The 14,786-nt window shown below is 62.7% G+C and carries 15 protein-coding genes and 1 pseudogene; 7 read left to right on the top strand and 9 right to left on the bottom strand.

The annotated features are described in order from the left end of the window. Positions 1 to 2 precede the first annotated feature (2 nt). Both S7S_RS18075 and S7S_RS18070 read left to right on the top strand, forming a co-directional pair. Entirely contained in the window at positions 3 to 320 is a 318-nt protein-coding gene (locus S7S_RS18075) for a hypothetical protein (protein WP_008734619.1), read from the top strand. 272 nt (positions 321 to 592) lie between these two features. Beyond that, positions 593 to 1,107: pseudogene (locus S7S_RS18070) on the top strand (transposase); the annotation flags it as partial. A 258-nt stretch (positions 1,108 to 1,365) separates the two neighbouring features. Here S7S_RS18070 and S7S_RS18065 read toward each other — a convergent pair. The 9 genes from S7S_RS18065 to gshB all read right to left on the bottom strand — a co-directional run bounded on the left by S7S_RS18065 (position 1,366) and on the right by gshB (position 9,871). Beyond that, positions 1,366 to 2,208: a universal stress protein gene (locus S7S_RS18065; protein WP_008734623.1), complete on the bottom strand. Its 843-nt coding sequence runs from the start codon at positions 2,206 to 2,208 to the stop codon at positions 1,366 to 1,368. Between the two features lie 41 nt (positions 2,209 to 2,249). After that, on the bottom strand, positions 2,250 to 3,737 hold the full coding sequence (locus tag S7S_RS18060; protein WP_008734625.1) for a SulP family inorganic anion transporter: 1,488 nt from the start codon (positions 3,735 to 3,737) through the stop codon (positions 2,250 to 2,252). Positions 3,738 to 3,992: 255 nt separating this feature from the next. After that, positions 3,993 to 5,276, bottom strand: coding sequence for a dihydroorotase (locus tag S7S_RS18055; protein ID WP_041026037.1), 1,284 nt, complete (start codon positions 5,274 to 5,276; stop codon positions 3,993 to 3,995). Continuing rightward, positions 5,260 to 6,279 carry an aspartate carbamoyltransferase catalytic subunit gene (locus S7S_RS18050; RefSeq protein ID WP_008734631.1) on the bottom strand — a complete coding sequence of 340 codons (1,020 nt, stop codon included), beginning with the start codon at positions 6,277 to 6,279 and terminating at the stop codon, positions 5,260 to 5,262. The genes S7S_RS18055 and S7S_RS18050 overlap by 17 nt, the downstream gene beginning before the upstream one ends. A gap of 1 nt (position 6,280) precedes the next feature. Further along, positions 6,281 to 6,796 (bottom strand): bifunctional pyr operon transcriptional regulator/uracil phosphoribosyltransferase PyrR, encoded by a 516-nt coding sequence (gene pyrR / locus S7S_RS18045; RefSeq protein ID WP_008734634.1) that lies wholly within the window; start codon positions 6,794 to 6,796, stop codon positions 6,281 to 6,283. Further along, complete coding sequence (gene ruvX / locus S7S_RS18040; RefSeq protein WP_008734636.1) at positions 6,793 to 7,215, bottom strand: Holliday junction resolvase RuvX; 423 nt, start codon at positions 7,213 to 7,215, stop codon at positions 6,793 to 6,795. The genes pyrR and ruvX overlap by 4 nt, the downstream gene beginning before the upstream one ends. A gap of 74 nt (positions 7,216 to 7,289) precedes the next feature. Next, the gene (locus tag S7S_RS18035) at positions 7,290 to 7,859 is read right to left on the bottom strand and encodes a YqgE/AlgH family protein (RefSeq protein WP_008734638.1); all 570 of its coding nucleotides are present in this window, start codon (positions 7,857 to 7,859) and stop codon (positions 7,290 to 7,292) included. A 46-nt stretch (positions 7,860 to 7,905) separates the two neighbouring features. Next, entirely contained in the window at positions 7,906 to 8,787 is an 882-nt protein-coding gene (locus S7S_RS18030; protein WP_008734639.1) for an energy transducer TonB, read from the bottom strand. Between the two features lie 130 nt (positions 8,788 to 8,917). Then, positions 8,918 to 9,871: a glutathione synthase gene (gene gshB, locus S7S_RS18025; RefSeq protein ID WP_008734641.1), complete on the bottom strand. Its 954-nt coding sequence runs from the start codon at positions 9,869 to 9,871 to the stop codon at positions 8,918 to 8,920. Positions 9,872 to 10,100: 229 nt separating this feature from the next. Here gshB and pilG point away from each other — a divergent pair, with 229 nt between their 5' ends. The 5 genes from pilG to S7S_RS18000 all read left to right on the top strand — a co-directional run bounded on the left by pilG (position 10,101) and on the right by S7S_RS18000 (position 14,757). Next, positions 10,101 to 10,484 carry a twitching motility response regulator PilG gene (pilG, locus tag S7S_RS18020; RefSeq protein ID WP_008734643.1) on the top strand — a complete coding sequence of 128 codons (384 nt, stop codon included), beginning with the start codon at positions 10,101 to 10,103 and terminating at the stop codon, positions 10,482 to 10,484. A gap of 40 nt (positions 10,485 to 10,524) precedes the next feature. Continuing rightward, positions 10,525 to 10,893 (top strand): twitching motility response regulator PilH, encoded by a 369-nt coding sequence (gene pilH / locus S7S_RS18015; RefSeq protein ID WP_008734645.1) that lies wholly within the window; start codon positions 10,525 to 10,527, stop codon positions 10,891 to 10,893. A 23-nt stretch (positions 10,894 to 10,916) separates the two neighbouring features. Then, positions 10,917 to 11,462: a chemotaxis protein CheW gene (locus S7S_RS18010; protein ID WP_008734646.1), complete on the top strand. Its 546-nt coding sequence runs from the start codon at positions 10,917 to 10,919 to the stop codon at positions 11,460 to 11,462. Positions 11,463 to 11,796: 334 nt separating this feature from the next. Next, on the top strand, positions 11,797 to 13,821 hold the full coding sequence (locus tag S7S_RS18005) for a methyl-accepting chemotaxis protein (protein ID WP_008734649.1): 2,025 nt from the start codon (positions 11,797 to 11,799) through the stop codon (positions 13,819 to 13,821). A 54-nt stretch (positions 13,822 to 13,875) separates the two neighbouring features. Continuing rightward, the gene (locus tag S7S_RS18000; RefSeq protein WP_008734653.1) at positions 13,876 to 14,757 is read left to right on the top strand and encodes a CheR family methyltransferase; all 882 of its coding nucleotides are present in this window, start codon (positions 13,876 to 13,878) and stop codon (positions 14,755 to 14,757) included. Positions 14,758 to 14,786 lie beyond the last annotated feature (29 nt).

The raw sequence follows: 14,786 nt of genomic DNA, 5'->3' as shown, positions 1-14,786 counted from the left end.
AGATGTTTATAGTGATTGAAGGGCACGACATAAATTTCTTCCATACCAAAGCTGATGCCGAAAGGTACGTCGAGCCGGAAGCTGTGGAGGAGGGAGTGTTGGCCTTCTACAATGAAAGTGGCGATCGTCTTCTTGTGGATATTGTTAAGATGAAAGGAGGGGCGAGAAAAGTAGTTATTGGAGGGAGGGTCGGAGATGGAAGCGAGGAATTAGCGCTTGTGCTGAGTGATTCTATACGGATGGCGGGTTTGGTGCCAAGTATGGGAGGCTTGAATGATTTGCTGAGGCAATCGTTGGCCATACATGGCATGACCAGATGATGGGGATTCAAAGGGATGTGCGGAAATCTAGGGCACGCACGGTTGGACGCTTGGTGTCTTCCATTGAGGAGCCTGTAAACAATTCTGTCTCATCCCATTGGTTATTGATAAATTGTTGAAAGCCTGATCAACGAAGTCCGGGACACGCACAAATTGGACAATCTCTTACAGCGATCCGGTCAATAAACTGACATTCGGTTTGACGGATTCCCCCTCTGTCAGGATAGTTGTCGCCTCACATGAATCCAGAGGGAGCGGCAACGAGGACAGATATGCCCCGATATTCCGAGGAGCGCAAGTCAGCCATCCTGAAACGGCTATTACCGCCTGAAAATCTCTCAGTACCAGTGGTTGCTGGCCAGGAAGGCATCAGTGAAGCGACCCTGTACAATTGGCGTAATCAAGCCAGAGAACGGGGGATGCCTGTGTCGGGAAGCGGCAAACAATCAGATGACTGGTCACCGCAAGCGAAGCTGGCAACGGTGATGGAAACGGCCACGCTGAGTGAAGCCGAGCTGAATGAATACTGCCGCCTGAAGGGCTTGTATCCCGAGCAGATCAAAGCCTGGAAGGCCGCGTGTCTGGATGGTGTGGCCTCGGGCGATGCTCGAGTGCTTCGAGATCAGAAGGCGGACAAGCAGGCCCGCAAGCGAATCCGGCAGTTGGAAAAGGAGCTGCACCGCAAGGAGAAAGCACTGGTCGAGACGGCGGCGCTGTTGGCCCTGCGAAAAAAGCTCAATGCCCTCTGGGACGACAGCGAGGAAGACTGATCTCCCACCCGGAGCGGCAACAGCACAGGAATTTGAGGACACGCACAAATTGGACAATCTCTTACAGCGATCGGGTCAATAAACTGACATTTCCCCTGGCGAGTTTCGGTTATGGTGGCAACTCAATCAGCAAGGAGCGCTGCCACGACCCAATCCCGTGCATCCCAGCTAGCCCCGGACGATACCCCTTACTACCATTGCATTTGTCGTTGCGTCCGACGAGTCTTCCTTTTTCGGTAAGGAGCATTACTCCGGGCAGAGGAGTCATCCGCCGCCTATCTCAGCAGCAAAAGCGCCGAAGTCGCGGTCCGCAACATCTGCGTCGTAGTACTCCCCACCAGAAACTGCCGAATCCGGGAATGCCCATACGCCCCCATCACCAGCAGATCAATCCCGTGATCCTGCTGATAGGCATGCAACGTCGGTTCCACCTCGCCGGGACGAATCACCGCCTCGGCAGTCAGCCCCGCGTCGCGCAGGACGTTCAGGCCGGCTTCCAGTTGTGCCCAGGCGTCGTTGGTATCTGCGCCGACCATCACCAGATGGATCGACATGTCGCGGAACAGGGGACTGGCGGCGATCATCCGCACGCCTTTGCGCACTGTTTCTGATCCGTCGTAGGCCAGCATGGCGCTTCTGGGGGCGCTGAACTGAACCGGCGATACCAGAATGGGCCGGTGCAGGGCGCGAATCACGCTTTCCAGATGGCTGCCGATGTCGCGTCCCTGAAAGCCGCTGGTGTCGCCCTGCCGGCCCATGACCAGCAGGCGGATGTCCTGCTCCAGTTCCAGTACGCATTCGAGCAGATCGCCGTGGCGTTGACGGAGGCGAATCTCGTCCGCATCAAGGCGGTCGCGCGCGGCTTCCAGCATCAGCCGGCCCTGTTCGAGCGCCAGTTTGTTGCGGCGCTCGTCCAGTTCGGCCAGTTCGGTGAGCAATGCCTCGCGGCTGCCGAGGCCGATGTTGCCGGTGAGGTTGCCTGCAACCGGATAGGTCTGGTGATCCAGCACGTGCAGCAGTGTCAGCGGTGTGCTCAGGCGCTGGCTGGCCCAGGCGGCGTAATCGCAGACGGCGGGCGAAGAGGGCGAGCCGTCGATGCAGGCGAACAGGTGCGGCATGGTAGTTATCTCCTGTTGCCCGGAGCGCTTTGTCGTCATGCTCAGTGCCCCATCAGTTGGTCAATGGCATCGGGTTTGTCGTGCACGCCGAAGCGGTCGACGATGGTGGCACTGGCTTCATTGAGGCCGAGCACTTCCACTTCGGTGCCTTCGCGCCGGAACTTGATCACCACTTTGTCCAGGGCGGCCACGGAGGTGATGTCCCAGAAGTGTGCCCGGTGCAGGTCAATCACGACCTTATCAATGGCTTCCTTGAAATCAAAGGCGGCAACGAATTTCTCCGATGAGGAGAAGAACACCTGTCCGATGACGTTATAGCGCCGTTCCCGGCCATCTACATCGATGCTGGATTCGACATAGAGGTAATGCCCGATCTTGTTGGCGAAAAACAATGCTGCCAGCAGCACGCCCACCCCTACACCGTAGGCGAGGTTATGCGTGGCGACCACCACCGCCACGGTGGCCACCATGACGATGTTGCTGGAAAGCGGGTAGTTGCGCAGGTTGCGCAGGGAATCCCAGGAAAAAGTCCCGATGGAGACCATTATCATCACCGCCACCAGCGCGGCCATGGGAATCTGCGACACCAGATCGCTGAGAAAGATCACCATCATCAGCAGCACAAAGCCGGCGGTGAAACTGGAGAGCCGGGTGCGGCCACCGGATTTCACGTTGATGATGGACTGGCCGATCATGGCGCAGCCGGCCATGCCGCCGATCAGCCCGGAGGCAATGTTGGCGACACCCTGGCCTTTGCACTCGCGGTTCTTGTCGCTGCCGGTGTCGGTCAGGTCATCGACGATGGTGGCGGTCATCATGGATTCCAGCAGGCCGACCACAGCCAGTGCGGCGGAATAGGGGAAGATGATCAGCAGTGTTTCAAGATTCAGCGGCACATCCGGCCACAGAAATACCGGCAGGGTATCTGGCAGTTCACCCATGTCGCCTACGGTGCGGATATCCAGCCCCGCCAGCCAGGCGACCAGGGTCAGGACGACGATGCAGATGAGGGGAGAGGGAATCAGCCGGCCAAGCAACGGCACATAGGGAAACAGATAAATGATACCCAGCCCGGCCGCGGTCATGGCGTACACATGCCAGGTCACATTGGTCAGCTCCGGTAACTGCGCCATGAAGATCAGGATGGCCAGTGCATTGACGAAGCCGGTGACCACGGAGCGGGAGACAAACCGCATCAGGCTGCCGAGCTTCAGGTACCCGGCGCCGATTTGCAGTACGCCGCAGAGCAGGGTGGCGGCGAGCAGGTATTCCAGGCCGTGGCTTTTCACCAGGGTGATCATCAGCAGCGCCATGGCGCCGGTGGCGGCGGAAATCATGCCGGGCCGGCCACCCACGAAGGCGGTGACCACGGCGATACAGAATGATGCGTACAGGCCGACTTTCGGGTCCACGCCGGCGATGATGGAGAAGGCGATGGCCTCGGGGATCAGCGCCAGGGCGACAACAAGACCGGCGAGCAGGTCGCCACGCAGGTTAGAGAACCAGTTCTGGTGAAGAGCATGCCACATGGATCGTTATTCCGGAAAAAGGGATGGAATGCCCGCAGTCGGGCGGCGTTCAGCGCGATGACACAGCAGCACAGCGCGCAGCCCCGCGCGGACACACGGGTGCGTTACAGGCACGAAGCCGGTAGGAGGGGGCGAGAAACTAGGGTGGCGTAGGCCGCCGGGAGGAGATCACGATCATCAGAGTATCGGGTTGTGAAGCAAGGCGCGCATGGTACGGGACGAGGGCGGGGATGTCGAATGCGCGCCCGGGCGGCGTCAATCGGACAGCCAGGTCACTTTCCCTTCGCAGACCGTCAGCCGCACGGCACCGGGCAGGCTTTCCGACAGCCAGGGCGAGTTCTTGCCCGCCGACAGCCAGTCGTCTTCCGGCACACGCTGTGCCTTGCCATCCACCACGCACAGGCTGGCCAGCCGTCCGTTCTCCAGATTGCCCACCGGCAAGCCGAGGCAGCGGGCCGGTGCCTGGGTCAGGGCATCCAGGGCGCGCATCAGCGGCAGTTTTTGTTCCTCGACCAGCTTGAGTGTCAGCGACAGCAGCGTATCCAGCCCGGAAATGCCGGGTTTTGTGGCCGGGAAGGGGGCCAGTTTGGCGGAGGAACTCAGCGGCGTGTGCTGCGAGCAGATCGCATCGATGGTGCCGTCGGCCACCGCCGCCAGCAGGGCGGCACGGTCTTCCCGGCGACGCAGCGGCGGGTCGATATGGCAGAGGCTGTTGAAGCCTTCGATGGCGTATTCATCCAGCAGCAGGTGATGCACGCTCACGTCTGCGGTTACCGGCAGGCCACGGGCGCGGGCATCGCGCAGCAGCTCCACGCTGGCAGCGCAGCTCAGTTGATGGAAGTGGGCGCGTACACCGGTAGCTTCCACCAGCAGCAGGGCGCGGGCCAGGTCCACGGTTTCCGCCACGGCGGGGATGCCGGGCAGGCCCAGGCGCGAGGCGACCGGGCCTTCGTGGGTGCAGCCGCCGGCACTGAGCGCACCGTCCTGCGGACGGAAAATCACCAGCAGATCAAACGTGGCGGCGTATTCCAGACAGCGCTTGAGTACCAGTGCGTCCTGCACCCGGTGGCCAGCGTTGCCGACGGCGATGCAGCCCATTTCTTTCAGGGTCTGCATTTCGGAAAGCTGGCTGCCGGCGAGGCCCTGGGTCAGGGCGGCAATGGGCATCACGCGGGCGAAGCCGGCCTTGATGGCGCGTTCGCGAATCAGCCGCACCACGGCCGGGTTGTCGGCCACCGGGTCGGTGTCCGGCAGGGCGGCCATGTGGGTGATGCCGCCGCTGGCGGCGGCGCGGGTTTCGCTGGCGATGCTGCCGGCGCGGCCGCTGGCGGGTTCCGGCAGGCGGATGCAAGTGTCGACCAGGCCGGGGATCAGCCACAGGCCGTCGGCGTCGAACAGCTCGGCGCCGGGCGCATCCAGGCTGGCGCCGATGCGGCTCAGGCGGCCGCCTTCCACCAGCAGGTCGGCGATCTCGTCGCGGCCGGTGGCCGGGTCGATCACCCGGGCCTTGCGGATCAGCAGGTCAGCGCGTGGTTGCATGCGGGCGTTCCGGGGTCAGGCTGTCGTCGCGTTCGGTTTCGCGGCCGCTCATGCACATGGACATTACGGCCATGCGCACGGCGATGCCGAAGGTGACTTGGTGCAGGATCACCGAGCGCTCGCCGTCGGCCACTTCGGAGGCAATCTCCACGCCGCGGTTGATCGGGCCGGGGTGCATCACGATGGCGTCCGGGTGGGCGGCGCGCAGGCGGTCGTTGGTCAGGCCGTAGAGACGGAAGAATTCGCTTTCCGACGGCAGCAGCGCGGAGTCCATGCGCTCTTTCTGCAGGCGCAGGGCGATCACCACGTCGGCGTCGCGCAGGCCCTGGTTGAGATCGGTGCAGACGGTGACGCCCAGGCTTTCGATATCCACCGGCAGCAGCGTCTTCGGTGCGACCACGCGCACCTCTTCGGCGCCGAGAATGTTCAGCGCGTGGATCTGCGAGCGGGCCACGCGCGAGTGCAGGATGTCGCCGATGATCGCCACTTTCAGGCCCTCGAAGCGGCCCTTGTAGTGACGGATGGTGTACATGTCGAGCATCGCCTGGGTCGGGTGCGCGTGGCGCCCGTCGCCGGCATTGATGATGGCCACGTCGGGGGTCGCGTGGCGGGCGATGTAGTGGGCGGCGCCGGAGTCGCCGTGGCGGACGATGAACATGTCGGCGGACATGGCTTCCAGGTTGCGCAGCATGTCCATCAGCGACTCGCCCTTGCTGGTGGAGGAGCGGGCGATGTCCATGTTCAGTACGTCGGCGGACAGGCGCTTGGCGGCCAGCTCGAAGGTGGTGCGCGTACGGGTGCTGGCCTCGAAGAACAGGTTGATCACCGTCTTGCCACGCAGCAGCGGTACTTTCTTGATGGCGCGGTCGCCCACGTCGACGAACGAGGCGGCGGTGTCGAGGATTTCTTCGAGGATCGCGCGGGGCAGGCCGTCAATGCCGATAAAGTTGCGGAGCCGGCCAGTGCCGGTGAGCTGCAGGGTATCCGGTGCCGGATCGCTCATGTCAGGCCTTCATGTCCAGAATGTCCGCCGTGAGAGGGGCGGGCCCGCGCAATTCTACCCGCTGTTGCGGGTCCAGTGCCAAGTGTTCGCCACAAATATCGGCGGCAAACGGCAATTCTCTTTGTCCGATGTCGAACAGCACCGCCAGGGTGACGCTGGCAGGGCGGCCGTAGTCGAACAGTTCGTTGAGGGCCGCCCGCACGGTGCGCCCGCTCATCAGCACGTCGTCCACCAGCACCACATGGGCATCGTCGATATCAAACGGCAGGGTGGTGGGCTTCACTTTCGGGTGCAGGCCGCGACGGGAGAAGTCGTCGCGGTAGAAGCTGATGTCCAGAGTGCCCGGTGGTGCGCTGTCGCTCAGCTTGGTGTGCAGCGCTTCGGCCACCCAGGCGCCGCCGGAATGGATGCCGACCAGGACATGCTGGCTGATGCGACGTTTCGCCAGGTGTGCATGCAGCTCGGTGGCCATGCGTTCAAGCAACTGGTCGATATGGGCACTGCTGAAATCACTCACACGGCTTCTCCGGCGCCATCGTTGAAGAAGGATTCTATAAGCAAAACGGCCGCCATGCTGTCCACGCGCGGATCGCTGCCGCCACGGTAGTGATCACCGAGGCGGTCGCGGGCCTCGCGGGTGGAGAGGCGTTCGTCGATCAGTTGCACGGGTTTGCCGAAGCGGCCCTTGAGGCGGCCGGCGAAACGGCGGGCGCGCTGGCTCAGGTCGCTGTCGGTGCCGTCCATGTTCAGCGGCAGGCCGACCAGCAGGAGGTCGGGTTGCCATTCCGCCAGCAGGCGCCGCACCTGTTCCCAGTCGGGGATGCCCTCGCGGCACGGCAGCGCCGGCAGCGGTGAGCCGGTGCCGGTCAGCGACTGGCCGCTGGCCAGGCCGATCTTGCGGGTGCCGAAATCGAAGGCGAGCAGGGTGGTGGTCATGGGGTGTCTGTGCCAACGGTTGGGCCGGCGACGGGTATCGCCGCAGGCGGCGCGCTGGACAGCTTTCCCGTCACTCAGCTGTGTCCCGCCTGGGTGGAAATCAGATGCAGATCAATGCCGATCTGCCTGGCCGCCGCATGCCAGCGCTCGGCGAACGGTACGTCGAACACCATCTCCGGCTGGGCCGGTGTGGTGAGCCAGGCGTTTTCGGCCAGTTCCTGTTCCAGCTGGCCGGCTTCCCAGCCTGCGTAGCCCAGGGCGACAAGGGAATGCGAGGGCCCCTGGCCGCAGGCGATGGCTTCCAGCACATCTTTCGAAGTGGTCAGCCACAGGCCGGATTGCAGGACCACGGTGGAGTGCCACATCTGTTCGCAGGGCGGGTGCAGGATGAAGCCGGTCTGGGTGTTCACCGGGCCCCCGGCGACCACCGGATGGACCTCATCGGGGACCGGCACGCGTGGTGTGATCTTCATGCTGTCGAGCACGCGGCTGAGGTTGATGTGCTCCAGCGGGCGGTTCAGGGTCAGGCCCATGGCCCCCTGCTCGTCGTGCTCGATGATATAGGTGACCGTCTGCCCAAAGCCCGGGTCGTCGAGCTGGGGCATGGCGATCAGCAGATGATGCGCGAGGCTTGTAGGGTCCATGGGGTGCAGTATCCGACCCTGCTGGCGGGGGTGCAAGCTGGCCGGCTCAGTGGCTGGAGACGATCTGGTCAGGGTCGAACTTCCAGGTGCGGATGATTTCCAGCACATCGGCTTTCTCGCGCATCTCCGTCGAAAAGGGCGAGAACGGCGCGGCCAGGCGCACACTTTGCACGGCGGCTTCGTCCAGGAAACCGTGCCCGGAGGACTGCAGGACATTGATCTCGCGCACGCTGCCGTCGGCATTGATGGCCACCATCAGGCGTACGTTGCCGAATTTCTGTTCGGTGAGGGCACGGCGGGGGAAGTGCCGGGTGCCCATGGCCTCCACGTCTCGCCGGAAGGCATCGATATAGAGGGCTTCAAAATGGGCCTTGGCCGACACCGAGGTGAGGCGGTGAATGCGCGGGCGCTTGGCATAGGCTTGGCGCTGATTGTCCAGGCGTGCCTGCAGGCTGGCGATTTCCTGGCTCAGTGCAGCGAGGGAATGGGTGTCGCTGATCGGCAGCGGGCGCGCGGGGTTGTCGTCGTCCGGCGTGCGGACACTGACCTTGCGCGGTGATTCGCCCTGGGTCGTGATCACCAGGCGCTGGGGCTGGTACTGGCGCGGTTCGGTGACGCTGGGGGCCTGCAATTGCACGCGCTCGACCTTGCTGTCGGCGAAATCGGCCAGCTCGGTGGTGGTCAGCTCGGCCTTGTCGGCCTGGTCACCGGAGCCTTCCTGGTCGGCCTGGGCGAGAAAGTCGGCGTCTTCCACCGGGCGTTCGGCCTGATGACGGGCGATAGTGACTTCCAGGGTGCGGGCCGCGGCGGCGGGCTTCTCCTGCGCGAACCCCAGCCCGAAGATCAGCGTGGCGTGCACGGCCACGGCCAGAAACAGCGTGAAGCTGAGGCGGTCGGCCGGCGAAACTGGGCTCTGGGTCTGGCTCATCGGCTGGATCGGTTCCGTGACTGCGCGGCGCGGTACATGGCCGGCCGCTGGTAGCGTGCCGGGGAGTCTGCCGCCGGGCGTGCACCTTGTCCATTCCCGGCGTCGCATTCTTGCTTGCGCGCCGGCGGGATCAGGCGGTGGCTTTCAGTTCCAGCAACTGGTCGAACAGTTGCCCGGCGATATTGATGCCGTAGATCTTGTCCAGCTCGCGAATGCAGGTCGGGCTGGTGACATTGATTTCGGTCAGGTAATCGCCGATCACGTCCAGGCCTACGAAGTAGAGCCCCTTGCGGCGCAGCGTCGGGCCTACCTGCTCGCAGATCCAGCGGTCGCGCTCGCTCAGTTCGCGGCCTTCGCCGGTGCCACCGGCGGCCAGGTTGCCACGCAGCTCGCCTTCGCGGGGAATGCGCGCCAGCGCGTAGGGCACCGGCTCGCCGTTGATCATCAGGATGCGCTTGTCGCCCTGGGTGATCTCGGGAATGTAGCGCTGCACCATGATCGGCGTCTTGCCCTGGTGGGTGAGCACTTCGATCACCACCGAGATGTTCGGGCTCTCGTTCTGTACCCGGAAGATATTGCTGCCGCCCATGCCGTCCAGCGGCTTCATCACGGTGTCACCGAATTCCCGTACAAACTGCCGCAGCAGATCGGCGCGGCTGGTCACCAGGGTCGGGGCACAGCACTGCGGGAACTCGGTGGCGAACAGTTTCTCGTTGCAGTCGCGCACGCTGCCGGGGCGGTTGACCACCAGCACGCCCTCGCGCTCGGCTTTTTCCAGCAGGTAAGTGGTGTAGATGTACTCATTGTTGAACGGCGGGTCCTGGCGCATCAGCACCATTTCCAGATCGGCCAGGTCCAGATTGCGTGGCTCGCCGAGGTCGAACCAGTTTTCCAGCCGGTCGGTCACGGTCAGTGGCCGCGCAATGGCCCAGGTGCGGCCGTCACGCACGTACAGATCGCCGGGCTCCATGTACATCACGGCCCAGTCACGACGCTGTGCTTCCAGCAGCATGGCGAAGGTGCTGTCTTTCCAGGGCTTGATGTGGTCGATGGGGTCCATGACGACCCCGATGGTGATGGACATGCGGTGCTCCCGGCAGGCTGGCCGGCACATGTTAGCAACGCCGGGAGCACCGCGCCATGAGAGCGTTTTCTCAACGCTGCCAGTGCCTTATGGATTGAATGTTGAAACTGTGTTAAAACCATCCGCAAGGCGCGGAGAACTGGGTAACGCTGCCAGTCTGCAGAATAAAAGGCAATTAATACAATAACTTGAAGCCTTCCACTTCGGATCACGGTTAAAGGCAGTTTCCATGACTGATAACTTCCAGGATCTCAAGGTAATGGTGATCGACGATTCGAAAACGATCCGTCGCACCGCAGAAACCTTGTTGCAAAAGGCCGGTTGCACGGTGATCACCGCAACCGACGGCTTCGACGCGCTGGCCAAGATCGCCGATACCAAGCCCAACATCATCTTCGTCGACATCATGATGCCGCGTCTGGACGGTTATCAGACCTGCGCGTTGATCAAGAACAACAGCGCATTCAAGGACACCCCGGTTATCATGCTCTCCAGCAAGGACGGCCTGTTCGACAAGGCCAAGGGGCGCATCGTGGGGTCGGACGAGTACCTGACCAAGCCGTTCTCGAAAGAAGAGCTGCTTGGCGCGATTCGCGAGTATATGGCTAACTAGCCGGTGCGTCGGACGACCGGCGGCTAACCAAGAGGACACTATGGCACGCATTCTGATCGTGGATGATTCTCCCACGGAGACCTACAAATTCCGGGAGATCCTCGAAAAACACGGGCATGAGGTGCTGGAAGCGGCGAACGGGGCAGACGGCGTGGCGGTAGCCCGTGCCGAACACCCGGACCTGGTACTGATGGACGTGGTGATGCCGGGCCTGAACGGCTTCCAGGCAACCCGGCAACTGACCAAGGGTGCGGACACTGCGGATATTCCGATCGTGATCGTGACGACCAAGGACCAGGAAACGGATCGCGTCTGGGGCAAGCGCCAGGGCGCGCGCGATTACCTGACCAAACCGGTGGATGAATCCGTGCTGATCAGCACGGTCGACCGGCTGCTCGTCGCCGGCTGACCGGTGATATTGGGGGAAGAGGGATGAGCGCGGCATCAGCGGCCTACATCAAGCTGGCGGAATACTACGTCCGCTGCCGGGAAAAGGCCGCGGCGCTGCCGTCGCAGCAGGATCTGGTCCAGTACTGGAGCGGTATCGGCTTCACGCTGGACGGCGTGCGCTATGTGGCGCCGCTCGACGAAGTCTCCGAAATTCTCAAAGTCCCCCCCTATACCCGGGTGCCGGGTGTGCTGAACTGGATGAAGGGCGTGGCCAACGTGCGTGGCCGCCTGATGACGGTGATGGACCTCACCGGCTTCCTGGACAAGCCCACTGCCCTGCAGGAGCGCCGCCGGCGCCTGCTGGTGATCGACGAGGGCGAGCTGTACACCGGGCTGACCGTGGATGACGTGCTGGGCATGCAGCACTTTCCCGTGGATGGCTATGTGCCGGAAGCGCCGGCACTGGATGACGCCGTGCGCCCCTATACCCTCGGGGCGTATCAGCGTGACAACGAATACTGGCCGGTACTGAGTCTGTTCCGGCTGGCCGATGACCCCCGCTTTCTGCAGGTGGCCCGTACAGGCTAGCAGGCTGTTGAAAAACAGCCTGCACTGACGGCTTAATCACGCCGTCAGCAAAATCAGGCGCGTTAAGCGATTGATTTTCGTGCCCACTTTTGCGGACCTGTGCCGCAAAGGTGGCTTGGGAAAGCCTCGAAGAGGCTTTTTCAACACCCTGCTAAAGGAAGCGGCATCGGGGGGAAATACGTGGACTGCCGCGCCCGGCTGATGAGCCGGGCGGTCGCGTTTCCGGTGGGGACCGGATGTTTTCCGATCAGGCAGGTACGCGGTTTGCAAGGCGCGCCAGCGCCGTAGCGCAACACAAGACAACGAGCGAAAAGCCAGGCCGGGAGCCAAAGATATGAAGTTCAATTCGGGAGAACTGATTGCCAAGCTGCGCGGTGGCGCCGGTGCCAGCCCGCTGAGCCTGTTTCTGTCATTCGGCGCGGCAGCAGCAGTGGTGGCGGCGATCTTCACCTTCGTACTGCTGGCGGTCCAGGCCGGCCAGTCGAAGGCATATGTGACCACCGCTTCCGAGATGCGTGTGGTGTCACAGCAGATCGCGAAAAGTGCGCTGGAAGCCGCCGCCGGTAACGCCGAGGCATTCGCGCTGCTGTCGGCGGCCCGTGATGACTTCCAGAACGCCTGGGACCAGGTGAAGGATGTCGACAGCGCCGACCCGGCCCTGATCGAGAAACTCGACCGCACCTGGCGTGATGTAAGCCGCAATGCGTCGCAGATTCTCAACGGCGAAGACACCGTGCTCGACCTGCATGACGTGGCCGACACCCTGGCCCAGACCATCCCCGCCCTGCAGGCTGAATACGAAGGCGTGGTGGAGATCCTGATCAGCAACGGCTCCGGCAGCGACCAGGTGGCTTACGCCCAGCGGCAATCCTGGCTGGCGGAGCGGATCGTGCGCTCCATTGCCCGGGTGCTGGAAGGCGGTGACGGTTCGGTGGTGGCCGCGGACGCCTTCGGCCGTGACGCGGCGATGTTCGCCCGGGTGCTCAACGGCATGATCGAGGGCGACACCTCGCTCGGCATCGAGCAGGTGACTGATCCGGATGCGCTGGACTATCTGGCCGAAATTGCCGACCTGTTCGACGAGTTCGTCAACCAGTCCGTGGACGAGATTCTGGAAACGGCACCGGAGCTGTTCCAGGTGCGTGCGGCGGCGGATTCCATCTTCCTGCGCACCCAGGACCTGCTGTCCGAAGCCACCGCGCTCAACGACGAGTTCGAGGATTCCACCGCCGGCGTGTTCCCGTCCGTGCCGATGGGCCTGGGCTTTTCACTCGCCGCCCTGGTGATGGTCGGTATCCTGCTGTTCCTGCGCGCCAGAGAGGGCCGCAGCCAGCGTGAAGAACTGGAAGCGGAGAACCAGCGTAACCAGGCCGCGATTCTGCGTCTGCTCGACGAACTGGGCGACCTCGCTGACGGTGACCTGACGGTACAGGCGACGGTAACCGAAGACTTCACCGGCGCCATCGCGGATTCCATCAACTACTCCATCGACCAGCTCCGCTCGCTGGTACAGACCATTAACCAGACCGCCGTGCAGGTGGCCTCTGCAGCCCAGGAAACACAGTCCACCGCGATGCACCTGGCCGAGGCGTCCGAGCATCAGGCGCAGGAAATCGCCGGCGCTTCAGCGGCGGTGAACGAAATGGCGGTCTCCATTGACCAGGTATCCGCCAACGCCGCCGAGTCTGCCGCGGTGGCGGAACGGGCGGTAGCCATCGCCAACAAGGGCGCCGAAGTGGTACAGGCGACCATCCACGGCATGGACACCATTCGCGAGCAGATTCAGGAAACCTCGAAGCGGATCAAGCGGCTGGGTGAATCCTCCCAGGAGATTGGCGACATCGTATCGCTGATCAACGACATCGCCGACCAGACCAACATCCTGGCGTTGAACGCGGCGATCCAGGCGTCCATGGCCGGTGAGGCTGGCCGGGGCTTCGCGGTGGTAGCGGACGAGGTACAGCGCCTCGCGGAACGTTCCGCCGCCGCCACCAAGCAGATTGAAACGCTGGTAAAAACCATTCAGACCGATACCAACGAGGCGGTGATCTCGATGGAGCACACCACCGCCGAGGTGGTGAAAGGGGCGCGCCTGGCGCAGGATGCGGGTGTGGCACTGGAAGAAATCGAGTCGGTATCGAAAAACCTTGCCGACCTGATCCAGAACATTTCCAACGCGGCGCGCCAGCAGGCAGCGTCCGCCGGCCACATCTCCAACACCATGAACGTTATTCAGGAAATTACCTCGCAGACCTCGGCCGGTACCACCGCGACCGCGCGCTCGATTGGTAACCTGGCGGAAATGGCGCAGGCGATGCGTAACTCAGTGGCAGGTTTCCGCCTGCCCGAACACGGCTGATACCGGTAGCGGCCCGCAACAGCGGGCCGTTTTGCCGGTTCCGGAGACGGGGCCATGATACCGAGCTATGCAGTGACAGACAGTTGGTCGATTCGTACAACGCCCAGCATGAGTTCGGAACATTTCGAGCTCTGGCAAGCGCTGCTTGAAGAACGCACCGGCATGACACTGAGCCCGGAACGCAAGGTGTTTCTGGAGAGCAGCCTGTCCGTGCGCATGCGCGAGCTGGGCCTGGAAGATTACGAGCGCTATTACGAGCAACTGGTGGCCGGTTCCACCCAGGCCAAGGCGATGGAATGGTCGGTGCTGGTGGATCGCCTCACTGTGCAGGAGACCAGTTTCTTTCGCCATCCGGGCTCGTTTGCGCTGGTGGAAGAATTCGTGCAGCGCTTTATCGATGAGCGTCCGCCGAAGTCGTCGCTGGATGTATGGAGCGTCGGCTGTTCCACCGGCGAAGAACCCTACTCGCTGGCGATGCTGATCAGTGAGCAGTTCCAGGCGCGCAAGTCATCCGATTACTACGGCATTACCGCCACCGACATCAGCCTGCCGACACTGGGCAAGGCGCGCAAAGGCGTATACAGCGCACGCAAGGTCGAGCGTATCGATCCGCAACTGCGCGAGCGCTATTTCGAAAAGCTCAACGAACGTGAATACCAGGTGGTCTCCACCCTGCGTGATCGCATCTGCTTTGCCCGGCTGAATGTGCTGGACCTGCAGCAGGCGCCGATCCGCGACATGGACATCATCTTTTGCCAGAACATGTTGATCTATTTCCGTCGCTGGCGGAAACGGCAGATCGTCACGCGGCTGGCGGAACGCCTGGCGCCGGGCGGCATTCTGGTGTTGGGGGCAGGCGAGATCACGGACTGGCACCACCCGGATCTGGAACGGGTACATTTTGCCGACGCGCTGGCTTTCCGGCGCTGCAAATAACGCACAACACACGGCAGAAAACGCAGAAT

It is taken from the genome of Isoalcanivorax pacificus W11-5 (assembly GCF_000299335.2).
Taxonomy (GTDB): Bacteria; Pseudomonadota; Gammaproteobacteria; order Pseudomonadales; family Alcanivoracaceae; genus Isoalcanivorax; species Isoalcanivorax pacificus.
Note: the sequence above shows the minus strand (reverse complement) of the source record. Positions and strands in the feature narration are given on the sequence as shown.